Here is a 23,753-nt window from a genome sequence, read left to right as displayed (position 1 = left end):
GAACCTTGTCCTAATGTAGGAGATCCCGCCGGAAGATCACAAGAGGTGACGGTGAACGACGTCAGCCGGGCACTGCCGCAGACGGTGCTCCGGGCTGCCACCGACCGGCGCCTCCTGGACGAGACGATCCGCCAGGGCCGCACCACCCGCGCCGAGCTGGCCGACATGACCGGCTACTCGCGGCCCACCGTCTCCGAGGCCGTCCGGCGCCTGGTCGAGGGCGGCCTGCTCGACGCCACGGGCTTGAAGGAGACCGGGCGCCGGGGCCGGATCGGCACGTTCTACGAGCTCGGCGCGCGGGCCGGCTGGGTGCTCGCGGTCGAGCTGGACCAGTCCGGCGTCCGGGCCCGCGCCGCCGACCTGGCCGGCCGCACCCTGAACGAACACCGCCGTCCGGCCGGCGCCCCCGGCGACGTGGACGCACTGGTGGCCAACCTGCGGGCCGCCGTCGGCGCCTTCCCCGGCGGGCCCGGCCCCCTGCGGGCCGTCGGGATCTCCATCGCGAACCCGGTGCACCCGGTCACTCATGAGGTCGTCCCGCTGGCCGGCACGCCGTTCCCGGAAGGCCTGCTCAGCCCGGCCGAACTGATCGGCGACCTGGTGCCGGCCCCGATTCTGGTCGACAACGACGTCAATCTGGCCGCGCTGGCCGAACACCGCGCCGGCCGGGCGGCGGGCGAGGCCAGCTTCGCGTACGTGTATGTGGGCGCGGGCCTGGGCGTCGGCCTCTACATCGGCGACCAGTTGATCCGCGGCGCGCACGGGCTGGCCGGTGAGATCGGCTACCTGCCGGGCGCCGGTGCGCCGACGATCGCCGCTGATCTGGCGGCCGGTGGGCTCGGCCGCTCGGACGCCCCGTCCAACGACGTGGCGGCGGCGCTGGAACTGCTCGATCGCGGCGACGAGCCGGCGCTGCGGGTGCTCGCGGCGGCGGTGGCCCGGGCGATCATCTCGGTGGCGGCGGTGGTGGATCCGGCGTTGGTGCTGCTGGGAGGGCCGGTCGGGACGCATCCGGCGCTGCTGCCGCGGGTGCGGGCGGCGATCTCGTTCCCCGGGCCGACGCGGGTCGAGCACGGGACTTTGGGTACGGAGGCGGCGCTGCACGGGGCTTTGCAGCTGGCGCTGGAGCATGCGCGGGCGGCGGCGGTCGCCGTCTGATCCGATGGGCCACCTCGGGCGTCGCTGTTCCCGGCGACAAGCTCCCGGCAACCGGGCGTCGTTGTCCCCGGCGACCAGCTCCCGGCGACCGGGCGACCGGCTTCCCGGCGACCGGCTTCCCGGCGACCGGCTTCCCGGCGACCGGCTTCCGGGCGACCGGGCGACCGGCTTCCCGGCGACCGGCTTTCCGGTGACCGGGCGACCCGGCGGCGTCGACACCTCGACGTGGGCCTGCGGTTCGGTGCATCGATGGCGTGCGGCAGACTGCTGGGCGTGCGGAAGATCTACGTCATCGGGATCGGCGCGGGCGACCCGGACCACCTGACCCTGCAGGCAGCCAAGGCGATCGGCCGGACCGACGTGTTCTTCCTGCTCGACAAGGGCGACACCAAGGAGAGCCTGATCGAGCTCCGGCGCAGGCTGCTGAAGGCGTACGCCCGCCCCAGCCGGCGCATCGCCGAGGGCCGCGACCCGGACCGAGACCGCACCCCCGCCGACTACGAGGGCACGATCGCGGACTGGCGGCACCGGCGGTCCGAGGTGACCGAGGCGCTGATCCGCGAGCATCTGCTCGACGAGGAGACCGGGGCGTTCCTGGTCTGGGGTGACCCGTCGCTCTACGACTCGACGATCAGCATCCTCGACGAGATCCTGCGCCGCGGCGAGACCGTCTTCGAGTACGAGGTGATTCCGGGCATCAGCAGCGTCTCGACGCTGGCGGCCAAGCACCGGGTCGGCCTGAACCGGGTCGGCCGGCCGTTCCAGGTCACCACGGGCCGGCGGCTGGCCGAGCAGTGGCCGGCGGACGTCGACGACGTGATCGTGATGCTGGACGCGCACCAGACGTTCGGGTCGGTCGACGCCGCGAACGTGGACATCTACTGGGGTGCGTACCTCGGCACCGAGGACGAGCTGCTGGTCTCCGGTCCGCTGGCCGAGGTCAGCGACGAGATCCGCCGGGTCCGCGCCGAGGCCCGGGAGCGGCACGGCTGGATCATGGACACGTACCTGCTGCGCCGCCGCGACGCCGATTAGGCGGCAACTCGGTCGTACACCAGGCAGAGTGCGCCGGATTCCGACGTCGTCGAGTCGGCGAGCGTCCATGTGGAGGCGGGGAGGCCGTCCTCCAGCAGTCTGGCGCCGCCGCCGACCATGGCCGGGCACAGAGTGATGCACAGCCGGTCCAGCAGTTCGGCGTCGAGCAGGGCCCGGATGATGCTGCTGCTGGCCAGCACGATGATGTCCCCGCCGTCCCCAGCTCGCAGCTTGCGGACCTCCTCGGGCAGGTCGCCCGCGACGACGCGGGAATTCTCCCAGGGCGTCTCGGTCAGGGTCGTGCTGAACACGACCTTCTCGGTCCGGTTGAGCCAGGCCGCGAAGGCCCGGTCGCGCTCATCGGCCTCGGGGTTGCCGGCGACGGCCGGCCAGTAGCTGCCGAAGCCCTGATAGTTCTTGCGGCCCAGCAGCACCGTGGTGGCCGGCTCGGTCACCCGGATCATGTGGTCGCGGCCGGCGTCGGTGACCGCGTGCGGCACGATCCAGCCCATGTCGTAGTCGCCACCGACGCCGTTGGTGCGGCCGTCGAGGGACAGGGAGATGTTTCCGACGACGCGGCGGTTGCTCGTTTCGCTCTGCATGCCCATGGGTCGGAGTCACCGGCGCCGGCTCGACATGCCCCGGCAACTATTCCGCGTCGCCTTCCAGATCGCCCTCGGTCTCCAGGTAGACCTGCTGCAACGCGGCCAGCGTCGCCGGTTCCGGGGACTCCCAGAGCTTGCGGTCCGCCGCCTCCAGCAGCCGTTCGGTGATGCTGTGCAGCGCCCACGGGTTCGACTGGGTCATGAACTTCTGGTTGTCCGGATCGAGCACGTAGCTGGCCGCCAGCTGCTCGTACATCCAGTCGGCGACCACGCCCGCCGTCGCGTCGTAGCCGAACAGGTAGTCGACCGTCGCGGCCAGCTCGAACGCGCCCTTGTAGCCGTGCCGGCGCATCGCCGCGATCCAGCGCGGGTTCACCACGCGGGCACGGAAGATCCGGGCGGTCTCCTCGGTGAGACTGCGGGTCTTGGTCGCGTCCGGGTTGGTCGAGTCGCCGATGTACGCCGCCGGCGCCCGCCCGGTCAGCGCCCGTACGGTGGCGATCATGCCGCCGTGGTACTGGAAGTAGTCGTCGGAGTCGGCGATGTCGTGCTCGCGGGTGTCGATGTTCTTGGCCGCGACCTCGATCCGCTTGTACGCGGTCTCCATGTCCCCGCGCGCCTCGACCCCGTCCAGCCCCCGCCCGTAGGCGAAGCCACCCCAGACCGCGTACACCTCGGCCAGGTCGGCGTCCCCGCGCCAGTTGCGGCTGTCGATCAGCGGCAGGATCCCCGCCCCGTACGCGCCCGGCCGCGAGCCGAAGATCCGGGTGGTCGCCTGCCGCCAGGACTTCTTCGCGTCCACGTCGGCCAGCGCGTGCGCCCGGACGAAGTTCTGCTCGGGTGTCTCGTCCAGCCCGGCCACCAGCCCGACCGCGTCGTCCAGCATGGCCACCACGTGCGGGAACGCGTCACGGAAGAAGCCGGAGATGCGTACGGTCACGTCGATCCGGGGCCGGCCCAGCTCGGCCAGGTCGATCGGCTCGATGCCGGTGACCCGGCGGGAGGCCGGATCCCAGATCGGGCGTACCCCCATCAGGGCGAGGATCTCGGCGATGTCGTCGCCGGCGGTCCGCATGGCGCTCGTGCCCCAGGCGGACAGGCCGACCGACTTGGGCCAGTCGCCGTAGTCCGCGCGGTAGCGGGTCAGCAGCGACTCGGCCATCGCCTGCCCGGTCTCCCAGGCCAGCATGCTCGGGATGGCCTTGGGGTCGACGGAGTAGAAGTTGCGGCCGGTCGGCAGCACGTTGATCAGGCCACGCAACGGCGACCCGCTGGGCCCGGCCGGCACGTACCCGCCGTCGAGGGCGTGCAGGACGTTGGTCAGCTCGTCGGTGGTGCGCGCGAGCCGGGGCACGACCTCGGTCGCGGCGAAGCGCAGGACCTGGGCCACCGTCTCGTCGTCGGTGACGTGGTCGGCGGCGGCGGGATCCCAGCCGGCCTCTTCCATGGCGGCGACCAGCGCGTGCGCCCGCGCCTCCACGGCATCGGTCTCGGCGGTGGACGCGTCCTCGGCCAGACCGAGCGCCTCGCGCAGACCGGGCAGCGCGGCCACCTGACCGGCCCACATCTGCCGGGCGCGCAGCATGGCGAGCACCAGATTGACCCGGGCCTCGCCGCTCGGCGCGGCCCCGAGGATGTGCAGGCCGTCGCGGATCTGCACGTCCTTGATCTCGCAGAGCCAGCCGTCGACGTGCAGGATGAACTCGTCGAACTCCTCGTCGTCGGGCCGGTCGGCCAGGCCCAGGTCGTGGTCCATCTTGGCCGCCTGGATCAGGGTCCAGATCTGCGCCCGGATGGCGGGCAGCTTCGCCGGGTCGAGCGCGGCGATGTTGGCGTGCTCGTCGAGCAGCTGCTCGAGGCGGGCGATGTCGCCGTACGACTCGGCCCGCGCCATCGGCGGGATCAGGTGGTCGACCAGCGTCGCGTGGGCCCGGCGCTTGGCCTGGGTGCCCTCCCCCGGGTCGTTGACCAGGAACGGGTAGATCAGCGGCAGGTCGCCGAGCGCCGCGTCGGTGCCGTCCGAGGCGGACATGCCGACGTTCTTGCCGGGCAGCCATTCCAGGTTGCCGTGCTTGCCCACGTGCACGACCGCGTGTGCGCCGAAGTCGTCGGCCAGCCACCGGTAGGCCGCCAGGTAGTGGTGGCTCGGCGGCAGGTCGGGGTCGTGGTAGATGGCGACCGGGTTGGCGCCGAAGCCACGGGGCGGCTGCACCATCACGACCACGTTCTCGTCGCGCAGGGCGGCCAGCACGATCGCGTCGTCGTCCACGTACAGCTCGCCGGGCGCCTCGCCCCAGTGCCGTTCCATGGATTCGCACAGGTCGGCCGGGAGGGTCGCGAACCACTGCCGGTACGCCGAGCCGGTGATCCGTACGGGATTGCCGGCGAGCTGGTCCTCGGTCAGCCAGTCGGGGTCCTGGCCGCCGGCCGCGATCAGCGCGTGGATCAGCTTGTCGCCGTCGCCCTCGGCGACGCCCGGGAAGTCACCGACGCGGTAGCCATGCTCCTGCATGGCCTGCAGCAGCCGGACCGTGGAGGCGGGCGTGTCGAGCCCGACCGCGTTGCCGATCCGGGAGTGCTTCGTCGGATAGGCCGAGAGCATGACCACGATCCGGCGCTCGGCCGGCGGGATGTGCCGCAGCCGGGCGTGCGCGACCGCGATGCCGGCCACCCGGGAGGCCCGCTCGGGGTCGGGAACGTAGATCGAGAGGCCGTCCGGGTCGATCTCCTTGAACGAGAACGGCACGGTGATGATCCGGCCGTCGAACTCGGGGATGGCCACCTGGGTCGCCGCGTCCAGCGGCGAGAGCCCGTCGTCGCTGGCCTCCCACGCGGCCCGGCTGCTGGTCAGGCACAGGCCCTGCAGGATCGGCACGTCGAGATCGGCGAGCACCCCGACATCCCAGGCCTCGTCGTCACCGCCCGCGGAGACGGTGGCCGGCTTGGTGCCGCCGGCCGCCAGCACGGTCACCACCAGGGCATCGGCCTTGCGCAGCTCGGCAAGAAGCTCGGGCGAAGCGGTGCGCAGCGAGGACGTGAAGATCGGCAGCGGCCGCGCACCCTTGGCCTCGATCGCCTGGCACAGAGCCTCGACGAACGCCGTGTTCCCGGCCATGTGATGAGCGCGGTAGTAGAGCACCGCGACGGTGGGGCCGGTCTGCGCGGTCGAATCACGCGGCAGCAGGCCCCAGTCGGGCGCGGGCACCGGAGCGGCGAAGCCGTGCCCGGTCAGCAGGATCGTGTCGGAGAGGAAGTCGTGCAGGGCGGCCAGATTGTCCGCGCCACCGTAGGCGAGATAGCCGTGCGCCTCCGCGGCCACACCCGCGGGCACGGTGGAGAGCTTCATCAGGTCGGCGTCCGGCGCCTGCTCGCCGCCGAGCACCACCACCGGGACCGGCCCGGCGAGCAACGCGTCGAGCCCTTCCTCCCAGGCCCGGCGACCGCCGAGGATCCGCACGACCACCAGTTCGACCCCGTCGAGCAGCGCCGGCAGATCGGCGACCTGCGTGCGCGCGGGATTGCCGAGGCGATAGGCAGCCCCGCTGGCCCGGGCGCTCAGCAGGTCGGTGTCAGACGTCGACAGCAGCAGAAACACGGCTCTCCCCTCGGGGTCCGCGCCCCGGATCGGTGGAATTCACGGCGACCGGAGTTCCTGGCTCGAAGGTCTATCAGGACCCTCTGACAGTGGCGGGACCGCGCCGGACTCGCACCGGCTTCCTCCGCGGCGTCGCCGCACGTGGCCTCCCACTCTCCAGAAGCGCACGAGCAACGTCAAGGCGAGGCGCCGGGTGTGACGATGCCGACCGCCGCCGGGAAAGTGTCGGCCCGGATCCGTAGTATCCGGGCCGTGCCCATCCCATCCGTGCGCGCCGACGCCGATGCCTGCCCGGGCGCGCTGCGGCTGCACGCCGCGGCCGACGGGCCGCTGGCGCGCGTCCGGGTGCCGGGCGGCCGGATGACCGGCGCGCAGCTCACGGCGGTGCACGAGCTGGCGGCCCGCTGGGGCGACGGGCACGTGGAGCTGACCAGCCGGGCGAATCTCCAGCTCAGAGCCCTTGGCGAGGCCCCGGTGGACGAGCTGGCGGCCCGGCTGCGGGCGGCGGGCCTGCTGCCCTCCGAAACCCACGAACTCGTACGCAACATAGCCGCCTCGCCGCTCGCCGGAGGACTGCCGGTGGGGGCCCTGGACCAGGCTCTGTGTGCCGATCCGTCCCTGGCCGAGCTGCCCGGACGGTTCCTGTTCGCCCTGGACGGCGGCGAGCGGGACGTGGCCTTCGGGGCGGACGTGGCGGCCCTGCCGCTCGCCGACGAGGTGGCGGTCATCTTCGCGGGAGTGGACGCGGGCCTGCGCGTCCCGCCGGCCGAGGTGGTCCCGGCGCTGCTGGCAGCGGCTCACGCCTTCCTCGAAGAACGCGCCGCCCAGACCCCCACAACCGCAAGCACCCCCCACGACGCGCCTGCCACAAACGCAGCGCCCACCGCTACGCCGAGCGATGCCCCCGGCACCGCATCCGATCCCGCCGCGAGTGCTGTATCCGCCATCCCGGGAAGCTCGTCACCCGCCGCTTCTGGCCGCTCCGCCCTCACACTTGCCGGCAGCGCCGCGCCCGATCCCGGTCCGAATGGTGGAGACGCCGAGGGAGTGCCCAGTGCGCGGCCTGCACCGGGTGTCGTCGATCACAGCGCTCCCACCGGAGCGCGGTCCGATGGCATCCCTGGCCCTCGGGCCGGCGGCAGCGCCGGCGGGCGGCAGCGAGCGGCCTGGCGCGTGCGGGAGCTGGCGGACGGGCCGGCTCGGGTCGCCGCGCGGACCGCCGCGGCGCTGGGCAGGACGCTCGGCGAGCCCGCGGAGCTGCCTCGGCCAGTCCTCCGGGAGCCGATCGGCGTCGTCGCGCAGGCTGACGGGACCGTGGCCGTCGGGGCCCTGGTGCCGCTCGGGCGGCTCAGCGACGTACAACTGAAAGTGCTGGAGGCGGCGGAGAGCTTGACCTTCACCCCGTGGCGTGGGGTCGTCCTGCCCGGTCTGACGCCGCAGGCGGCCGGGTCCTGGCTCGCGGCTCTGGCCGGGGCCGGGCTCGAGGTCGAGGCCGGGTCGCGATGGGTCGGGGTGACCGCGTGCGCGGGCCGGCCGGGCTGCGCGAAGTCCCTGGCCGACGTTCGGGCCGACGCGGATGCCGCGACCGTCGCGGGCTCGGGACTGCCGGTGCACTGGGTCGGCTGCGCGCGCGGGTGCGGGAGCCCCGCCGGGCCGCATGTGCGGGTCGAGGCGACCGGGGCGGGTTACGAGGTGCGGTCGCCGTATGCGTGTGGCGTCACCTCGGTCGGTGAGGTCGGCGCGCTGGTCGGCGCCGCGAGGAAGGGCTGAGATGGAGTACGTGCGCGACGGCGCGGAGATCTACCGGCGGTCGTTCGCCACGATCCGCGCGGAGGCGGATCTGTCCGGGTTGCCGGCCGACGTGGCACGGGTCGCCGTACGGATGATCCACGCCTGCGGGATGGTGGATCTGACCGCCGACATCGGCTTCAGCGCCGGGGTGGTGACCGCGGCTCGCAAGGCGCTGCTCGGCGGCGCGCCGATCCTGTGTGACGCCGAGATGGTGGCGTCCGGGGTGACCCGCAAGCGCCTGCCCGCCGGCAACGAGGTCATCTGCACGTTGCGCGATCCTGCGGTGCCCGCGCTGGCGGCGCAGCTCGGCAACACCCGCAGTGCGGCCGCGCTGGACCTGTGGGGCGACCGGCTCGGCGGTGCCGTGGTGGCGATCGGCAACGCCCCGACCGCGCTGTTCCGGCTGCTGGAGATGGTCGAGGCGGGTGCGCCGCGACCGGCGGCGGTGCTGGGCATTCCGGTCGGGTTCATCGGCGCGGCCGAGTCGAAGGACGCGCTGGCCGCATCCGATCTGGAATATCTGGTCGTGCGCGGGCGACGCGGCGGCAGCGCCATCACGGCGGCGGCGGTCAACGCCCTCGCCTCGGAGGAGGAGTAGTCATGGCGGGCCGACTGTTCGGGGTCGGGCTGGGCCCCGGCGACCCGGAGCTGGTCACCGTCAAGGCGGCCCGGCTGATCAGCGCGGCCGGGGTGATCGCGTACCACGCGGCCCGGCACGGCCGCAGCAACGCTCGCGCGATCGCGGAGCCGTACCTGCGCGAGGGCCAGATCGAGGAACCGCTGATCTACCCGGTGACCACGGAGACGACCGACCACCCGGGCGGCTACCAGGGCGCGATCGACGAGTTCTACGCCCAGAGCGCGGAGCGGCTGGCCGCCCATCTGGACGCGGGCCGCGACGTGGTGGTGCTGGCCGAGGGCGACCCGTTCTTCTACGGCTCGTACATGCACATGCACAAGCGGCTCGCCGACCGCTACGAGACGCAGGTCGTGCCCGGCGTGACCTCGGTGAGCGCGGCCTCGGCGGTGCTCGGCCGCCCGCTGATGGAACGCGACGAGATCCTGACCGTGCTCCCCGGCACCCTGCCCCCGGCCGAGCTGGCGGCGCGGCTGGCCGCCACGGACTCGGCCGCGATCATGAAGCTGGGCCGCACCTTCACCGGCGTCCGCGAAGCACTGGCCCAGGCCGGTCGCCTCGACGACGCCTGGTACGTGGAACGCGCGACCACCGACCGGGAACGCCACGCCCGGCTGGCCGACGTCGACCCGGACACAGTGCCGTATTTCTCCCTGGCCTTGCTGCCGAGCCCGGCCGCCGCGACGTTCGTGGCCGAGCCGGCGACGCAGGAGCAGCAGGGGCAGGTGACGGTTGTCGGGCTGGGTCCGGCGGGCCGCGACTGGCTGACCCCGGAGGCGCAGGAGGCCCTGGCGGCGGCGGACGACGTGGTCGGCTACGGCCCGTACGTGGACCGAGTGCCGCCGAACGCCCGCCAGCGCCGCCACCCGTCGGACAACCGGGTGGAGGCCGAACGCGCGGCGTTCGCGCTGGACCTGGCCAAACGCGGCCGCAAGGTGGCAGTGGTGTCGTCCGGGGACCCGGGCGTCTTCGCGATGGCCGCGGCGGTGCTGGAGGTCAGCGAGGATCCGCAGTGGAAGGACGTCCCGGTCCGGGTGGTGCCGGGGCTGACGGCGGCACAGGCGGTGGCCAGCCGCGCCGGCGCGCCGCTCGGGCACGACTTCTGCATCATGTCGCTGTCGGACCGGCTGAAGCCCTGGGACGTGATCGCGGCCCGGCTGTCCGCGGCGGCGGGCGCCGACCTGGTGATCGCGATCTACAACCCGGCGTCCAAGAGCCGCAAGGAACAGCTGGTCAGGGCCCGGGAGCTGCTGCTGCAGCACCGCCTCCCGGCGACTCCGGTGGTGGTCGGCCGGGACGTGGGCGGCCCGGAGGAGGAGATCCGCGTGACAACGCTGGGCGACCTGGACCCGGCGACGATCGACATGCGCTGCCTGCTGATCATCGGCTCGAGCCAGACCCGGGTGACGACCCGCGGGGACGGCTCTACCCAGGTGTATACGCCGCGGCACTATCCCGCCTGAGCCACTCCAGCGCGGCATCGACGGTGGGCGCCACGTCAGCATCGGGTGGTAGCGGTGGCCGGTCGACCAGCACGACCGGAAGGCCGAGCTCACGGGCGGCGTCGAGCTTGGCGGTGCTGCCGCCGCTGTCCTTGGTGACGAGCACGTCGATGCGGTGCTCGGTGAGGAGGGCTCGCTCGCCGCTACGGGTGAACGGGCCTCGATCCAGTAGCACTTGGAGGCGGCTCGGTAGGGGCTCGGCGGGCGGCTCGACGGATCGGGACAGGAACCAGCAGGCGTCCACTTCCGCGAAGGCCGCGATGCTCTGGCGGCCTGTCGTGAGAAAGACGCGTTCGCCCAGGTCGGGAAGCAGCTTTGCGGCGGTCGCGAGGTCGGGTACGCGGTGCCAGCGGTCGCCCGGCTGTTCGGTCCAGCCTGGTCGGCGAAGGATCAGCAGCGGCACGGTGGCCTGAGCTGACGCGGCAATCGCGTGGGCGGTCATCGTTGCGGCGAAGGGGTGGGTGGCGTCGACGACGGCATCGATGCGCTCGTGGCGTAGGTAGGCGGTGAGGCCGTCTACGCCGCCGAAACCACCGATGCGGACCGTGCCGGCGGGGAGCAGCGGCGAGGTGGTCCGGCCGGCGAGGGAGCTGATCACCTCGAGGCCTGGGATGGGCGCGCAGGCGGACGCCAGCTCGCGCCCCTCGGTGGTGCCGCCGAGAATGAGCACCCGGCCGGTTCTCTTTCCACTCATGGAAGCCATGGCTCCGCGCCGGCAGAGGGCCACCGCCTACGGGAGACATCGTTGCACCGCCGATTGCGGGTGACACCCGCCCCTCCGCCGGATGGCATGGGTCTCGCTATGGGCGGCATCGGTCTGCGGAGTAGAGGTGACTGTCCGGGAAGGTGGAGGCGGTCAGGGCCGCGCCGACGACGATCACGGCGGTGCGTTTGATCCCGGCCGCCGCCACCTTGGCGGCGATGTCCGCCAGCGTGCCGCGCACGATCAGCTCGTCCTCCCGGCTCGCCCGCGCCACCACGGCCACCGGGCACTCCGCGCCGTAGCTCGGCACCAGCTCCGCGACCACCGCATCGATGCGCTGGACGGCCAGGTGCAGCACCATCGTCGAGCGACTCGCGCCCAGCGTCGCCAGGTCCTCGCCCGGTGGCATGGCGGTGGCCCGCTCGGCGGTGCGGGTGAGGATGACCGTCTGGGCGACACCCGGCACGGTGAACTCCCGGCCCAACGACGCGGCAGCCGCAGCGAACGCCGGAACGCCCGGCGTCACGTCGTACTCGACGCCGGCCTCGTCCAGCCGGCGCATCTGCTCGGCGACCGCGCTGAACACCGAGGGGTCGCCCGAGTGCAGCCGCGCCACATCGTGCCCGGCCTTGGTGGCGGTGATCAGCTCACCGATGATGTCGTCCAGCGTGAGGCGGGCGGTGTCGACGAGCCGAGCGCCGGGCGGGCAGTAGCCGAGCAGTTCGGCGGGCACGAGACTGCCGGCGTACAGGCAGACCGGCGAAGCCTCGATCAACCGCCGGCCGCGCACCGTGATGAGGTCGGCGGCGCCGGGCCCGGCGCCGATGAAATGCACCGTCACGGCTTGGTCACCGACCAGATGGTCACCGGCATCATCGCTCTCCATCCCGTGAACCCGCCGACCGGCCGTGACCTGCGCTTTTGCAGTTGTCCAGTGATCTCGCTGCCTGGCGAACTAAGTTGTGAGCCCCAAACTCTACCAGCCGGGGCTCGCGGCCCGGATTCCCTTGCTACACAACGGATTCAGCATCCCCCGCTGATCCAGCCACCGGTGTCATCGTCGGTGCCCTGGTGGAAGCGCTGGAAGTACACACCGGGGGCCAGCTCCACCAGGCCGTTGTCTGAGTCGCGGGCCAGTTCCTTCATCATCGAGAAGGTGACCTTCTCGTTGTCATCCTCACGCGAGACCAGCTCCGGCTCTCCGGTCTCGGACATGACCAACTTCCAATTCATGGCTTCCTCCATCACTCACCGCCTTACTAGTAAAGCTAGCAATGATGGCGAGGCTGGCATACCCGGGACGCAAGATCACGTCCTGTGGTCGGATCATGGGTGTGGGTCAGCCGTTCGTGCCGATGTGGCGTCGGATCTCCGAGGACATCCAGCAGCGCATCGCTGCCGGGTTGCTCAAGCCTGGCGACAAGCTGCCCAGCACCCGCGAGATAGCAGAGCAATACCAAGTGGCTCAAGCCACTGTCCGCAAGGCTGTGGACATCCTGATTGCCACAGGCGTTCTCAGAGGGCACCAGGGCGTGGGTGTGTTCGTGGCAGGCTCAGAGGATGAATCCTGATCAGGGCGAACTACTGGCCGAGATCCTGAGCAAGTTGGATGACCGGTGGCAGCGCCACGGTGAAGTGATTGCCGATGCGTGGGGTACGGCTCAATGGGTCTATTACGTCGATGACGCCGGAGCGAAGCACTTCCTCCGTATCGCCATTGAGCCGTACCGCCGGACCTAGCCGACCGGCAGACCGGACCGGCCGCCGCTCCTCCGAGCTAGGGTGCGCATTTCATCGCGAATCGCTATCGCAAGGTCGCTCGCAAGCTGCCGTTTCTGAGTCACGGTCATGGTGCCGAGAACTGTCACGTTGACCGCGCCAGGCATGACCTGAACAGGCCGGATGAGATCCGCATTCACCAAAGTTTCCGGCTTACCCGTCGCGTTGTATCCGACGAACGGGCCAGGCTCCACTTGGGACACCCCATCCATGGCGATGTGCAGGTGATTCTTATGAGCCTGCATCAGCGACTGGTTGAACGATCCCTTATTCCTACCGCGCGTGTAGGCGTAGTCGCGGGCATTGGTCCGGTGGATCATTTCCAGGACTTGGTTCTGCCGACCGAGGAAGAAGTTCGCCAGCCGATCCTGGTTGTACCCCATGAAATCGATGGCGCGTCCCGAACCGTGCCACTTCGGATCACCCGGGCGATACGAGTTACCGAACTTGTAGTGAATGCCGGACGCCTTGACCAGAGCCAAAATCTTCCGCCACACGCCCGAATCGCCACGCTGTGCGCTCGGGCTCGACGGCCAGTTTCCGAAACTGCCACCGACCGTACCGACCACTTCGGACTTCGGTGGAATGCGGGTCTTGCTCGCAGTCACCGGGTACGGCCAACTAACAGCACCACCGGCGGCAAGCTTCATCGCATTCATCTTGTTCAGGTTCGCCATGCCGATTGCCTTTGTAGCTTTGGCGTTCAGCACGTACTCCCCGTTGGAGAGCATCGCGGGAATTAGGTCGCTGGTCGGACCACCCGGTCCCTTGACGGGACCACCCGTCGCATACAACCCTCGCTGCTTCGCTGCCTTTGCGTCGCCTGCCAGTGCTCGCGCGGCACTAGGCGAAAGGCTGGTGCCTTTCTTGAGAGCGTTCTGCATGAGGTTGAGAGAGCGCAGCCTGATCATTGCCTCATCGACACCGGAGGTCGTGATCTTTGCTGTGTAGGTCTTATTCAGCGGGATCAGCTTGTCGGCCAGCTTGATCGCCGCTGTGCGACTGAGGCCCATCTTATCGGCCAATTCGATGAACTTCTTGCGTCCCTGCTCACTAGCGGCACTGGCTTTCTGAAGTGAGCCGGTCTGCTCAAACGTCGCACTCTTATGCCGGTTGACTGCATCCGCCAGATTGAACAGAGCCTCACGGTTTGCGCGGCCCTTTTCGGTGTTGCTGTTCAGTCGGACACCGTTGTTCTTCAGTGCCTCGCTTGCAGCGTTGGTGGCTGCCTTAACGGCATCCTGTGCCCGCATCGAACTGATAGCGCCGTTTGCAGCCTGCTGGAGACTGTCATACAGCTTCTTGTTCTTCTCGGCCGCATTGGCGGACGCTGCTGCCGCTGCGTTGGTCTGCACAGTCAAGCCGAAGAATCCGCTACCGGTCTTCCGTGTGGAATCGCCGGTGCGGTCGATCGTGGCCCGCATATCATCGATCGTCTTGCGGCCAGCTTTGATCCGGTCGCCCACACCCGGAATCCATTCGAATGCCTGGCCGATCTTCGATGCGCCCTGCGCGACATTCAATAGCTGGTCGAGCCAGCCGGTGGTGACCCCGATGATGGAGCCGGTGGTCCGGATGATTCCCGACAGTAGGTTGCCAATCAGGGTCACCACCGACGCGGCATTAGTGCCGTTCTTGCTCATCGAATCCATGGCGTCCGCGATAGCGTCGCCAATCTTGCCGATCTGCCTTCCGGTCTCTGCGAAGATAGGACCAGCTCGACTCACCATTCGGTCGAAAGCCGGTGTCACTTTCCGCACCAACTCAGCGGCACCATCGACCAGGGGCCGAACGAGCAGGGCCGATTTCGAGAAGATCGAGCGGATGTTTCCCTCAACCTCGCCGAAGACTCCGCGCGCCTGACTCATCACCCTGACAAGCTCGGGGACGAACGGCTCAGCCGCGTCTTTCATCCGCTCCCCGATGTAGCCGGAAAGGCTCGTAGCGGCAGCCTTGACGCGCGGGTCATTCTTTGCCAGCGCGATACCGCCGACGATGCCCAATGCACCGGCACCGCCGATCACCGCTGCACTGACAGCGCCACCAATGATCGGGGCCAGGCCGGCCGCAGCAGCGGCACCAATTCCCAGCACAGCCGGATTCATTGCCAGCTTGGCGTTACTGGCCGCGCCCTTGCCGATATTCGTTACCAGCTCAGCGCCGATGTTCTGCCCTGCTCCGACAAGATTCGCGAAGTTCTTGCGCTTCGCTAGCGTCTGCTCAAGCCGCGCGATTTCCTTCCGCTGGTTCTCGAAGGACTTGTTCGCAAAAGCTTTGGAGACGCCATGAGCCTTTGCTTCCATTGCGCTGAACTCGCGGCCGAGCCTTTGTATCGCCGTTCCTGTTTTGCTACTTTCCTTCTGTATGCCCTGGAAATCATTGATCAGATCCCCGGCATCACTGACGACTTTGACTTTAAGTCGTTTACTATCCCCGAATGGCATCCTCTTCCATTTCCGGCGGTACACCAGTGAAAAGCCCGATGATCTCAGGACTCGCTAGTTGCTCTAGTGGTGCCAGATTGGCCACTGCCCAGTCTCGATAACCGTTCATTTTCGTATACGCCTCATCATGATTGCGTTCGTTGTCATAAACATGAATCCATGCTTCTTTGTGGGAGATGAAATCTCCGAATGGCGTGGATACCGGATCATCTAGTTCCGGTGCCGGTGGTAATTCGGGCAATGGCCCGGCCGCCTTTCTCTCGCGCTCCATTCTTTTCATTCTCGCCCGGTGGGCGCGTTCGCAAATAGGATCGTCACACGATTTGCCAACCGGTCCGCGGGCACTTTTCTTCAGCTTCCTTTTGCGGCAATAAGGGCACACAAATACCTCCCGACTTGTCTCGATGTTGTCTGGTCCTAAATGGACCGCAAACGACTGGAAACGAGCAGGATCGAGTAGCAGAGAGTAGCAATAGCCGCTCTCTGCTACTCGATTTCCTGTCGGGTCGTCGCACGTCGCGAGAATTTAAGCTCGCGGGGGCAGGTTAGGGGCCCCCGGGGGGTGGGAAGATTTCCCAAATGGAATTGCAGCTACGCTGTGTTAACGGCTTCCAATTCCCACCTGTTCAATGTCGACGTACTCCATTCCACATTCTTGCCCACTCGTTTCGATACGTGCAATTCAATGCAGCTATCGCAGAGGTAATGCGTCAGTCGAGAGTGCAGGAACTCTGCCCGCTCCATCTCGGTATCGCATTCCGCACAAATAATCATCGACCACGCTTAGTCGACGTTGTCTTGAGTCCGGTATCCGCCTGCTCCGGCTTGGTAAGGGAGAGGTAGTTATCGCCCTCTAGATTGCGATCTACGGTGCGTGCGCCAGCAAAGGTGAGCGTTGCATTGTCATCGAATGCGTCGCCTCGCTTCTCTCGCAGCACCTCTGCGATTTCACTAGGGCTAACCTTGTGCTCCTTACGGAAGCCATTCTTCTCCTCTACAAACACAAGAGCGTATTCGTCTGCCGCCATGATGGTGTCTCCTTTCGTCACAGGTACATCCCTGTACCTTTATCAATGTCATCCTCGGCATCCGGGTCTTTGCCCTCAGCCCAGGTAGCGAATCGTGCAACCGCGTTGCGGCGCGTAGTCTTGGCAAGCTTCACCAGTTCTGCCGCCGCATCCTGGTCGAATTCGAGCTTGCCGCTCTGATACCGCTCCTCTAGCTCATCTGCCATGGCGGTAGCTATCTCATGCAAATCCATGGACACCCGGCGCAGTACCTCGCTCGGCGTATATCGGATGACTGGCTTGGTTGCCAATGCCACGTTTGCCGATGTCAGTAGCTTGGCTAGGTTGTCCTGCCAATCGGCAAAGGTCCCCTGCTGCGCCAGCTCTGCCTGTTCAGGCGTCAGCTCGATTTCCCCTTCACTCATCCGGCTCAATTCCTTTCCATGTGATAGTGATCATCGTCGACGCGATTACCGCATCGGCGTAACCCAGCCCTCGCATAATTGCGGCGACTAGTTCTGTGTGGTTCACACTCCGCGCGACGTAATCGCCGTTTCGGAGCGTGCTGACAACGTCTGCGTGCCACTCCACCGACGGAAGTTGGTCTTCCACTGGGTCCCCTCTCAGTAAGATCTGTTTACGGTTCAGGTCTCCAGTCACGCCCGTCTACCGGTGGTACTGGTACTGGGCTGACCTGCGGTTGGACTGGTACCACCCTTGTCCCGACTGGCGCGGTTGCCCCGTCCATTTCATCGGGGGTATTTACCTTTCTTCTGTCCAGTCGGGACAAGGGTGGTACCAGTGTGTGTTTACATACATGCAGGTCAGCCCAGTACCAGTACCACCTATGCTCAGGCGCGACTGGAGGAACGGACTAACGCGGAACGTCGACCAGCTTGGTTGGAGTGGTGACCAGCTCTCCGGCATCGATCAACGCTTGAATGTCCTTGAGGATGGTGGGTCGGTTGCCCCTGACTCCCTCAAATATCTTGTTCCGGCTGAGTGGACCATTCGCGGTGACGTATTCGATGATGCCGTCTTGCCGGGCATCGGCGGGATTGGCTCGCGGCGGCCGGTTGCGGTTGGCGAGAATGTGCCGCAGCCGGCCAGCGGGCACCTCCGACCCCCAATTGAGTCTGACGCTGGTGATCTCCTCGCCGTCGAATTCACCGAGGTTCGCCTCTGCCAGGGAGTAGGACAGCTCGGCCAGATCGCCGCGCCCGAGGTTGTTCTTAGGCTGCCCCATGATTTTGATGCTCGGGTTGTCTGGGTCTTCAGCGACGTACAGCACTGCCCGGCTCACTGCTGTGAACGCTCGGCTACTCGTGATGGTGGTAAGGGGATCGGTCGAGTCACCCTTGTTCGTATGGATGATGCCGAGCACTGCCGCGTCGCCTTCCTGTGCCACCCGAACTAGCGGCTCCAGCGCCTGCCTAACGCTGCTGTCTTTGTAGGTGTCAAGCCGACCCTCCAAACGGGAAATCAGCGGGTCCAGCAGGATCAGCGCCGGTGCTCCGTCCCTCATCACCGTGCCGAGCGATGGGATGTCGCGGGGGAACGTGATGAAGTCGAATTCATTCTCCGTCGTGATGCTGAAGACTCTGGAGATATCTGCTCCCGCTGACACCAGTCGAGGAACGATCGTGTGTTCCCATGAATCCTCACTAGCGATAATTCCTACGTTCCGCGGTTCACCGTAAAACGCTCCTGGCAATGTGCCGTTAGTAATGTCGGCAACCAGTGTGTACGCCAATGTGGACTTCCCGATGCCCTCCCGACCGGCGAGCAACGCCAACGTGCCGGTGGCAATCCGGTCTTTCCACAACCATCGGACGGCTCTCGGTTCGATGTCCGATGCGGCGGTCAGCCGTAGTCGCTGCTTAAGCGGTGCCAGCGGATTTTGCCGGAAACCACTCTTCAATGTCTGCTCCATAGTCTCTGCACTCCTGTTCGGTCATTGGTTCGATGTAGTAACTCAGGTTCGAGGTGAACAAAAGCTCCAGCTCGTTCTTGTCCACATCGAGCCGGTCGCGAAATGCCCGTGTGATGCCCGCAAACTGCGGGTCCATCGTCGTCGGCACGGTCTGTTGGGACATGACAGGACACCCCCTTGCTAATGGTCGTTCTTGGCCTTGCATCGTGCCTGGTCAGCGAATTGCGCCAGACCCCCGAAACTCCGTAGACGAATCGGAACCCCTTGCCGGTAGGTCGGGGTACCCCCTGCCTGTCCAACGGCGCACAGGGGCTCTCAGACGAATCCATGAGTCCGCTTCTTGTAGGACTCCATATAGGGCTTGCCGTCTCGGTAGTGCTGAAAATGCCAGTAGTCGTGATCGACCGGCTGAACCTTGCCCGACGGCTTGAAGTTCCCATACCACTCGCGCAGGTCGGCCGCGTCCCGGTCGATCGTGCATCCCTGCGAATAGAAGTGCTTGCGCTCCAAGTGGAAAGCCTTACCGTCCCAGCACAGCACCGGAACTGGCCGGCATCGGCAGTCAGTCGACATGCTTCCAACTCTTTCCATTCCGGATGGCGCTGATGTTCGCGACCGTGACACCGAATCGCGCGGCCAGCGACTTGGGCGAGGTGCCTAGTCGCAATTGCATCTTGATTTCGCGTACGTCTGCCTCGGTGAGCAGAGCGCGCGGCCTGGTTGTCATCTCCATGTATCCCCTTTCAAACTTTGAATCCGTGGGCAAATGAAAAGCCAGCCGGGGGTGATGCATGTGGAAGCCCCGGCTGGCTCTCTTTCAGTTATCTGGGTGTCGTCACAATGACAATCTCGGTCGTTACGACGCGAGAAGTTGCTTCGATCTGCTGGCTGGCCATTACGGCTTGACGTCCGTAACGCGCTCAACACCAGCAGTGTTGAACACTCCGATGTCGAAGCGGGCCAGTGTCCGCACAGCCGTCATGTCCTGCTCGAAATAGCGCGACTGGTCATACTGCACTCGCAGATCCATACGGCGCGCAATCACGACCTGGTCCAGGTCCACCACCAGGAACGGCGTACCGTTCGTACCGGTGCCCTGGTTCACGGGTAGCACCGTGGTCAGGTAGACCGGGACACCGAAGAGCCGACGCTGCAACGTACCGGTGACATCACTCATGCCGAGGTACTCGTTGTTGCCCGCTGTGGTGGTTGTCTTCAGCTTCATGATCTGCGTCCATAGGCGAGGGTGCATGAAGATGACTGCGCGGTCCGGGTTGGCGTTGTTCGTCAACAGCCGGTTGATGGCGTCCAGGAAGACATCGGCATTAACCAGTGAGGCAGCGTGTGCCACGGAGTTGATGCCGGTGAAGTTATAGATACCGCGCAGGTTGTTGCCGGTACCGTCGCCCTGCAAGAACTGATTGTCGAAATGAAGCGCCAACTGTCGCATGTGGTCGTCCACCACGATGTTGGAAATCTGTGGACGCGAGTCCTCCAGAACTTCATTCGACACCAGCGAGTACGCGTAGCCCTTTTTGGGCTTCAGCGAGATCTGGGCGAACGTTGGGTCCGACGCTGTAAGGGTGCCAGTTTCCTGGATCATGCTGGCGGTGACGCCGCTGACGACCTTCGGAATCAGAATCTCATCGCCCGATCCGCTGGGGATGTCGATGACCTGGATTCCGCCACCGGTCGATGCGCGTGCGCTCAGCACTACCGACTTGGCGGATAGGTACTGAACCACCTTTGTGGACCAGATCTGCGGAGTTACGTAGCCACCAGCCGAATCGGTGCCTTCGACCAATGTGCGGTACTCGTGCATGCTCGGCATGGCAATGTTGCGGAACTCTGCCGGGTCGACCTGATCCAGCGAGCTGGCACCGCGAGGCGTGGACGCCGCAAACGCCGTAGCGAATTCTTTGTCATCCCGCAGGCGGCGCGTCTCGTCTTCGATCAGCTTGCCGTAACGCTCAATGTTCTTATTGGCGCGGTCAAAGCGCTGGTCGTCCTCAGCGGACATTGCTTCGCCATCGGCGGCACGCAGCAGGAGTTCTTTGCGCTCGTGTGCAGCGGCAATTCGCTGCTCGTTCAGACGACGCAGCAGCGGTGTTTCGTTAGGTAGATTGCTCATTAGAGCTTTCCCCCTTTCGCTCGAAAGCGGAAGTGGACAAGCTCCACCGACAGCATGCCCGGCCCTATGAGGGTGGGTTCGAACCGTCGATCGATTCCGTTTACCCGCGTGGTCTGAACCGAACGGGGCGGCGTTCTTTAGGTGGTCGTCTACCGGCCTAAAGAATTACTTGATGGGAATGGAGACGCCCGCTCGCCTTTTGTGGCAGTGCGTTCGCGGCCACCGACGAGCGGGCACCATTTACCCCAGCTTTCTCACCGGCGGAGGTGGGAAAGAAAAAAGGGGCTGGATTCCGCTCTACCTGGCGGGGTCAGCACCAGGGAACGAATCCAGCCCCATGTCTATGCGCGCTCTGACCAGCGCTGGCGGTCCTGTGTGGACCTCTCTGCTCTCATCGTAGTGCCCGGTGCAGGGCCACAAACGCCTGTAGGCCGTTCCTACGCGTGGCTAGACTTGCCATCTTGCAGATGGTGAAAAGCGCCCTCAGAGGGCCGCTGAGCCAAGATCCGGGCTGCCTGGCACACTCGGACGGCAAGCGACCCCTGAGGCACTAGCTCTGTCTCAGGGGTCGCGTCTACCGGATCAGATGGAGTGCAGGTGCAAGCGTCGCTGCGGCAGTCTCCGGCCGCGCTTCAGCCGATTGCGGATGGCCAGCCACAGAGCATCGGGCATGTCCAGCACCGATAGCTCCATGAGCAGTTCTTTGTCGGTCATCGCTTCGTAGATTCGGACTTGTACCTCATCATCTCTCATGGCGATACCTCCTTCACCTGACGCTGATACGGCGTTCGGGTGGTTGTCAACGAAGTGTGATTTACTGCAAAACCGTTCAATGCACGCGCAATCAATTCGCCGGTGCTCCCCTACCTGGACGCGAAAGCGACCCCGGAGATTGGCTCTCACGGGGTCGCTATCAGTAGCTTCCGATCGGGTGGGACCGGGTAGCCTGGCGCTCGCGCCAGGTCGCCGGTTACAAGCGGTCTCCCAACGACTGCCGCCGTGCCGATGCATGCGCACGTGCAGCCGCACTCGACCGGCCGTAAACACGCAACATGTCAGTGGTGGACCAGCCGAACAATTGCAGAGCGTCCGTTTCGCTGCCACCGGCCGCCAGCCAGCGATGCGCTGCTGTGTGCCGCAATTGGTGAGGGTGCACATGACCGATACCCGCTTGCCGTGCGCGTACCTCTAGCATTTGCTGGATGCCGTTCGGGGTCAGCGGCCCGTGGATACCGAGCCAAAGTTCCGAACGATCGGAACATCTGTGTGTTTCGCGGATGCGCCGGTATCGGTCAAGCGCGGTCCCTGTCTTGTTGCCGAACGGGATGTAGCGCGTGCCAGTCTTGCCGGTCACCACGATGATGTCATTGCGGTCATCGATCGCGTCGACAGTCAGGCCAGCAATTTCCGCGAGTCGTGGTCCCCCGGGCTCGGACATCACGCGGATGATTGCCTCATCACGGCGACACAGAAGCGTCTTGCCTTGACAGGCACGCAGTAGTGATTTGAGGTCCTCATCGGACAGCACAGCGGGCGGGGCATCCGGGAATGCTGGCTGCGGGATACCGGCCATCGGGGATTTGGTGATGACTTCCTCCACCACCAGCCAGTTGTAGAACGTGCGCAATGACCGGTAATAGGTAACCACCGATCGCGCCGCCATGGTGTCGAGCCTCGCGGCGAGGTAATTGCGGATGTCGAGCTTCGTGAGCTGCGACAGGTCCGAGCCAAAGAACCGGTCAGCGTTGTAGATGGCTTCGAAGTAGCCCTTGATTGTCTCCGGCGACAGGTTCCGGATGCGGCAATCCCGTGAGTACGCAATCCACAGTCGATCGTTCGATGTGGTCAGTTGCCTGCTGGTCATCGGTAGACCCCTCCACCAAGTGGTGACTAGGGGCAGCAATCACAGGATTCCCTCGCATGCGCGCGGCCTAGGGCCTAATAGAGTCACGGCTTCGTCACCGACCAGATGGTCACCGGCATCATCGCTCTCCATCCCGTGAAACCGCCGACCGGCGCCGCCCGCTGCACGGCGAGCCGGGTCAGTTCACCGCCCAGCTTCGCGTACCAGGCCGCCAGCACGGCCTCCGATTCCAAAGTCACCGCGTTGGCGACCAACCGCCCATCCGATGGCAGGGCGTCCAGTGCGGCTTCGACGACCCCGTCCCGCGTCACTCCGCCACCGATGAAAACCACGTCGGGCGCCGGCAATCCGGCCAGAGCGCCGGGCGCCCGGCCCTCGACAACCCGGAGCTTCGGTACGCCCAGAGCAGCAGCGTTGCGCTCAATCCGCCCGGCCCTCTCAGCGGAGGACTCGACAGCGACGGCGCGGCAGTCCCGGTGGGTTCGCATCCACTCGATCGCGATGCTGCCGGAGCCGGCGCCGACGTCCCAGAGCAGCTCGCCGGGTTGGGGGCCGAGCACGGCGAGCGTTACGGCTCGGACTTCGCGCTTGGTGAGCTGGCCATCGCTCTCATAGACAGCGTCGGGGAGGCCCGGCACCAGCGGCCGCGGGCCCGTCCGGTCGATTTGTGCGGCCGCTTGCTCCGCGGGTGCGGCGGTGCCGTCGGTGCAGACCACCGCGATCACGTTCAACGGATCGATGCCCGTCAGGTCCAGGGAGGATGCGGTTCCGGAGATCTTGCTCTCGGTGGGGGCGCCGAGCTGGGACAGGACCGTAATGGTGCTTTCGCCGTATCCGCGTGAGGACAGGAGGGCCGCCACCGCGGCCGGGGTCTTCGCGCCTGCGCTGAGAATAAGGATCTTGCGGCGCGGGTGGATGAGCGGATGCAGCTCCTCGACCGGGGCGGTGACCAGGCTGAGGACGTCGACCTCAGGGAGCGGCCAGCCCAGGCGGGCCGCCGCGAGGGAGATCGAGGACGGGTGCGGGATGACTCGTACGGCGTCCGCCCCGAGCAGCCGGACCAGCGTCGCGCCGATCCCGTGGAACATCGGGTCGCCGCTGGCCAGCACCGCGATGCGCCGATCCTGGTGCGCTTCGAGCAGACCGGGCAGCGCCGGGAGCAGCGGTGACGGCCACGGCACCCGGTCACCCTCGACCGCCGATGGCAACAGGGCCAGCTGCCGGGCGCTACCGAAGATCACCTGTGCGGCGGTCAGGGCCGCGGTGGACGTACCCGACAATCCCGGCCAGCCGTCGGCGCCGATGCCGACCACGGTGAGGCCGGCGGGTTCGTCAGTCACGTCGTGACGGTAGCCGTCGGTCACCGAGCCTCCTCCGCCGTACCCCTGGCCGATGCATATCGATTGCTTTCGGTTGGTTTCCAAACGCCTCGAATGCGGATGATCCGACACGCATATCCGTCACATCTGACAGCGCATCGACCCGACTCGCCGCACCGAGGACGCTGATTGATCGCGCGGCCATCGCACCTCGCCTCGGGTCCGCCGCTCCTGATCTACCTGCACCCGC

At 66.7% G+C, this 23,753-nt stretch carries 23 protein-coding genes and 1 riboswitch; of the genes, 7 read left to right on the top strand and 16 right to left on the bottom strand.

Annotated elements, in window-relative coordinates; translation table 11 throughout:
* Window positions 1-51 precede the first annotated feature (51 nt).
* Entirely contained in the window at window positions 52-1,158 is a 1,107-nt protein-coding gene (locus ACZ6S4_RS09950; RefSeq protein WP_465474532.1) for an ROK family transcriptional regulator, read from the top strand.
* A gap of 273 nt (window positions 1,159-1,431) precedes the next feature.
* Window positions 1,432-2,193 (top strand): precorrin-6A synthase (deacetylating), encoded by a 762-nt coding sequence (cobF, locus tag ACZ6S4_RS09945; protein WP_465474531.1) that lies wholly within the window; start codon window positions 1,432-1,434, stop codon window positions 2,191-2,193.
* Here cobF and ACZ6S4_RS09940 read toward each other — a convergent pair.
* Complete coding sequence (locus tag ACZ6S4_RS09940; RefSeq protein ID WP_465474530.1) at window positions 2,190-2,801, bottom strand: dihydrofolate reductase family protein; 612 nt, start codon at window positions 2,799-2,801, stop codon at window positions 2,190-2,192. The two genes, cobF and ACZ6S4_RS09940, sit on opposite strands and share 4 nt — an antisense overlap.
* A gap of 40 nt (window positions 2,802-2,841) precedes the next feature.
* Window positions 2,842-6,393, bottom strand: coding sequence for a cobaltochelatase subunit CobN (gene cobN / locus ACZ6S4_RS09935; protein WP_465474529.1), 3,552 nt, complete (start codon window positions 6,391-6,393; stop codon window positions 2,842-2,844).
* A gap of 51 nt (window positions 6,394-6,444) precedes the next feature.
* A riboswitch (cobalamin riboswitch) is annotated at window positions 6,445-6,518 on the bottom strand.
* Window positions 6,519-6,645: 127 nt separating this feature from the next.
* Here cobN and ACZ6S4_RS09930 point away from each other — a divergent pair.
* The 3 genes from ACZ6S4_RS09930 to ACZ6S4_RS09920 are packed head-to-tail and all read left to right on the top strand — an operon-like array spanning window position 6,646 to window position 10,284.
* The gene (locus tag ACZ6S4_RS09930) at window positions 6,646-8,163 is read left to right on the top strand and encodes a precorrin-3B synthase (RefSeq protein ID WP_465474528.1); all 1,518 of its coding nucleotides are present in this window, start codon (window positions 6,646-6,648) and stop codon (window positions 8,161-8,163) included.
* A gap of 1 nt (window position 8,164) precedes the next feature.
* Window positions 8,165-8,782, top strand: a complete 618-nt coding sequence (locus ACZ6S4_RS09925; protein WP_465474527.1) for a precorrin-8X methylmutase — start codon at window positions 8,165-8,167, stop codon at window positions 8,780-8,782.
* Between the two features lie 2 nt (window positions 8,783-8,784).
* The gene (locus tag ACZ6S4_RS09920; RefSeq protein WP_465474526.1) at window positions 8,785-10,284 is read left to right on the top strand and encodes a precorrin-2 C(20)-methyltransferase; all 1,500 of its coding nucleotides are present in this window, start codon (window positions 8,785-8,787) and stop codon (window positions 10,282-10,284) included.
* Here ACZ6S4_RS09920 and ACZ6S4_RS09915 read toward each other — a convergent pair.
* The 3 genes from ACZ6S4_RS09915 to ACZ6S4_RS09905 all read right to left on the bottom strand — a co-directional run bounded on the left by ACZ6S4_RS09915 (window position 10,247) and on the right by ACZ6S4_RS09905 (window position 12,259).
* Complete coding sequence (locus ACZ6S4_RS09915) at window positions 10,247-10,993, bottom strand: cobalt-precorrin-6A reductase (RefSeq protein WP_465474525.1); 747 nt, start codon at window positions 10,991-10,993, stop codon at window positions 10,247-10,249. The two genes, ACZ6S4_RS09920 and ACZ6S4_RS09915, sit on opposite strands and share 38 nt — an antisense overlap.
* 130 nt (window positions 10,994-11,123) lie before the next feature.
* Window positions 11,124-11,912, bottom strand: a complete 789-nt coding sequence (cobM, locus tag ACZ6S4_RS09910) for a precorrin-4 C(11)-methyltransferase (protein ID WP_465474524.1) — start codon at window positions 11,910-11,912, stop codon at window positions 11,124-11,126.
* A 137-nt stretch (window positions 11,913-12,049) separates the two neighbouring features.
* Window positions 12,050-12,259 (bottom strand): hypothetical protein, encoded by a 210-nt coding sequence (locus tag ACZ6S4_RS09905; RefSeq protein WP_465474523.1) that lies wholly within the window; start codon window positions 12,257-12,259, stop codon window positions 12,050-12,052.
* Between the two features lie 95 nt (window positions 12,260-12,354).
* On the opposite strand from ACZ6S4_RS09905, the gene ACZ6S4_RS09900 reads away from it, so the two are divergent.
* Window positions 12,355-12,597, top strand: a complete 243-nt coding sequence (locus ACZ6S4_RS09900) for a GntR family transcriptional regulator (RefSeq protein ID WP_465474522.1) — start codon at window positions 12,355-12,357, stop codon at window positions 12,595-12,597.
* Window positions 12,587-12,766: a hypothetical protein gene (locus ACZ6S4_RS09895; RefSeq protein ID WP_465474521.1), complete on the top strand. Its 180-nt coding sequence runs from the start codon at window positions 12,587-12,589 to the stop codon at window positions 12,764-12,766. Before ACZ6S4_RS09900 ends, ACZ6S4_RS09895 begins: the two co-directional genes overlap by 11 nt.
* On the opposite strand, the gene ACZ6S4_RS09890 is transcribed toward ACZ6S4_RS09895, so the two are convergent.
* The 11 genes from ACZ6S4_RS09890 to cbiE all read right to left on the bottom strand — a co-directional run bounded on the left by ACZ6S4_RS09890 (window position 12,763) and on the right by cbiE (window position 23,635).
* A complete protein-coding gene (locus ACZ6S4_RS09890) occupies window positions 12,763-15,249 on the bottom strand; it encodes a hypothetical protein (protein ID WP_465474520.1) in 2,487 nt (828 codons plus the stop codon). The two genes, ACZ6S4_RS09895 and ACZ6S4_RS09890, sit on opposite strands and share 4 nt — an antisense overlap.
* Window positions 15,233-15,520 carry a hypothetical protein gene (locus ACZ6S4_RS09885; protein WP_465474519.1) on the bottom strand — a complete coding sequence of 96 codons (288 nt, stop codon included), beginning with the start codon at window positions 15,518-15,520 and terminating at the stop codon, window positions 15,233-15,235. The genes ACZ6S4_RS09890 and ACZ6S4_RS09885 overlap by 17 nt, the downstream gene beginning before the upstream one ends.
* Window positions 15,521-16,019: 499 nt before the next feature.
* The gene (locus ACZ6S4_RS09880) at window positions 16,020-16,298 is read right to left on the bottom strand and encodes a hypothetical protein (protein WP_465474518.1); all 279 of its coding nucleotides are present in this window, start codon (window positions 16,296-16,298) and stop codon (window positions 16,020-16,022) included.
* Window positions 16,295-16,681 carry a hypothetical protein gene (locus tag ACZ6S4_RS09875; RefSeq protein WP_465474517.1) on the bottom strand — a complete coding sequence of 129 codons (387 nt, stop codon included), beginning with the start codon at window positions 16,679-16,681 and terminating at the stop codon, window positions 16,295-16,297. The genes ACZ6S4_RS09880 and ACZ6S4_RS09875 overlap by 4 nt, the downstream gene beginning before the upstream one ends.
* Window positions 16,682-17,130: 449 nt before the next feature.
* The gene (locus ACZ6S4_RS09870; protein ID WP_465474516.1) at window positions 17,131-18,189 is read right to left on the bottom strand and encodes an AAA family ATPase; all 1,059 of its coding nucleotides are present in this window, start codon (window positions 18,187-18,189) and stop codon (window positions 17,131-17,133) included.
* A complete protein-coding gene (locus tag ACZ6S4_RS09865; RefSeq protein WP_465474515.1) occupies window positions 18,137-18,352 on the bottom strand; it encodes a hypothetical protein in 216 nt (71 codons plus the stop codon). The genes ACZ6S4_RS09870 and ACZ6S4_RS09865 overlap by 53 nt, the downstream gene beginning before the upstream one ends.
* Window positions 18,353-18,504: 152 nt before the next feature.
* Window positions 18,505-18,699 (bottom strand): hypothetical protein, encoded by a 195-nt coding sequence (locus ACZ6S4_RS09860; RefSeq protein ID WP_465474514.1) that lies wholly within the window; start codon window positions 18,697-18,699, stop codon window positions 18,505-18,507.
* A 385-nt stretch (window positions 18,700-19,084) separates the two neighbouring features.
* Complete coding sequence (locus ACZ6S4_RS09855) at window positions 19,085-20,320, bottom strand: phage major capsid protein (RefSeq protein WP_465474513.1); 1,236 nt, start codon at window positions 20,318-20,320, stop codon at window positions 19,085-19,087.
* A gap of 582 nt (window positions 20,321-20,902) precedes the next feature.
* Window positions 20,903-21,073 carry a hypothetical protein gene (locus ACZ6S4_RS09850; RefSeq protein WP_465474512.1) on the bottom strand — a complete coding sequence of 57 codons (171 nt, stop codon included), beginning with the start codon at window positions 21,071-21,073 and terminating at the stop codon, window positions 20,903-20,905.
* Window positions 21,074-21,290: 217 nt separating this feature from the next.
* The gene (locus tag ACZ6S4_RS09845) at window positions 21,291-22,184 is read right to left on the bottom strand and encodes a tyrosine-type recombinase/integrase (protein ID WP_465474511.1); all 894 of its coding nucleotides are present in this window, start codon (window positions 22,182-22,184) and stop codon (window positions 21,291-21,293) included.
* 83 nt (window positions 22,185-22,267) lie between these two features.
* On the bottom strand, window positions 22,268-23,635 hold the full coding sequence (cbiE, locus tag ACZ6S4_RS09840; protein ID WP_465474510.1) for a precorrin-6y C5,15-methyltransferase (decarboxylating) subunit CbiE: 1,368 nt from the start codon (window positions 23,633-23,635) through the stop codon (window positions 22,268-22,270).
* Window positions 23,636-23,753: the final 118 nt, after the last annotated feature.

This window comes from Actinoplanes sp. NPDC051405, from assembly GCF_055586185.1.
This window is presented reverse-complemented; position numbering and strand designations above follow the sequence as displayed.

Bases quoted from the DNA above. Each gene is read 5' to 3' on its own strand.
- ACZ6S4_RS09940 (WP_465474530.1), bottom strand. From the start codon at position 2,801: ATGGGCATGCAGAGCGAAACGAGCAACCGCCGCGTCGTCGGAAACATC.
- ACZ6S4_RS09925 (WP_465474527.1), top strand. From the start codon at position 8,165: ATGGAGTACGTGCGCGACGGCGCGGAGATCTACCGGCGGTCGTTCGCC.
- ACZ6S4_RS09920 (WP_465474526.1), top strand. From the start codon at position 8,785: ATGGCGGGCCGACTGTTCGGGGTCGGGCTGGGCCCCGGCGACCCGGAG.
- cobM (WP_465474524.1), bottom strand. From the start codon at position 11,912: ATGGAGAGCGATGATGCCGGTGACCATCTGGTCGGTGACCAAGCCGTG.
- ACZ6S4_RS09905 (WP_465474523.1), bottom strand. From the start codon at position 12,259: ATGAATTGGAAGTTGGTCATGTCCGAGACCGGAGAGCCGGAGCTGGTC.
- ACZ6S4_RS09900 (WP_465474522.1), top strand. From the start codon at position 12,355: ATGGGTGTGGGTCAGCCGTTCGTGCCGATGTGGCGTCGGATCTCCGAG.
- ACZ6S4_RS09895 (WP_465474521.1), top strand. From the start codon at position 12,587: ATGAATCCTGATCAGGGCGAACTACTGGCCGAGATCCTGAGCAAGTTG.
- ACZ6S4_RS09890 (WP_465474520.1), bottom strand. From the start codon at position 15,249: ATGCCATTCGGGGATAGTAAACGACTTAAAGTCAAAGTCGTCAGTGAT.
- ACZ6S4_RS09885 (WP_465474519.1), bottom strand. From the start codon at position 15,520: ATGGAGCGCGAGAGAAAGGCGGCCGGGCCATTGCCCGAATTACCACCG.
- ACZ6S4_RS09875 (WP_465474517.1), bottom strand. From the start codon at position 16,681: ATGAGTGAAGGGGAAATCGAGCTGACGCCTGAACAGGCAGAGCTGGCG.
- ACZ6S4_RS09870 (WP_465474516.1), bottom strand. From the start codon at position 18,189: ATGGAGCAGACATTGAAGAGTGGTTTCCGGCAAAATCCGCTGGCACCG.
- ACZ6S4_RS09865 (WP_465474515.1), bottom strand. From the start codon at position 18,352: ATGTCCCAACAGACCGTGCCGACGACGATGGACCCGCAGTTTGCGGGC.
- ACZ6S4_RS09855 (WP_465474513.1), bottom strand. From the start codon at position 20,320: ATGAGCAATCTACCTAACGAAACACCGCTGCTGCGTCGTCTGAACGAG.
- ACZ6S4_RS09850 (WP_465474512.1), bottom strand. From the start codon at position 21,073: ATGAGAGATGATGAGGTACAAGTCCGAATCTACGAAGCGATGACCGAC.
- ACZ6S4_RS09845 (WP_465474511.1), bottom strand. From the start codon at position 22,184: ATGACCAGCAGGCAACTGACCACATCGAACGATCGACTGTGGATTGCG.